This window comes from Marinobacter sp. UBA2498, from assembly GCF_002341575.1.
Taxonomy (GTDB): domain Bacteria; phylum Pseudomonadota; class Gammaproteobacteria; order Pseudomonadales; family Oleiphilaceae; genus Marinobacter; species Marinobacter manganoxydans.
Window position 1 is genome coordinate 97302 of record NZ_DDOI01000059.1, and the last position, 286, is coordinate 97587.

1 protein-coding gene is annotated in these 286 nt (G+C 57.3%); it reads left to right on the forward strand.

Annotated elements, in window-relative coordinates; genetic code table 11:
* Positions 1-286, forward strand: a 286-nt coding sequence (locus B2W52_RS07685; protein ID WP_286802285.1) for a glyceraldehyde 3-phosphate dehydrogenase NAD-binding domain-containing protein, incomplete at both ends; no start/stop codon positions are given.

Here is a 286-nt window from a genome sequence, read left to right on the forward strand (position 1 = left end):
TGACAGTGAACGGCGACCGCATTGCCATCACAGCACTGCGCAACCCCGAAGAACTGCCCTGGAAAGATCACCGTGTCGATGTTGTTTTCGAGTGCACCGGGCTTTTCACCAAACGGGACAAGGCGGCAGCTCACCTGAAAGCCGGCGCGCGCAAGGTCATCATCTCTGCACCCAGCCCCGATGCGGATGCCATGATTGTCTACGGCGTGAATCACGAAACCCTGACCACCAATCACGACATTATCTCCAACGCGTCTTGCACTACCAACTGCCTGGCACCGGTTGT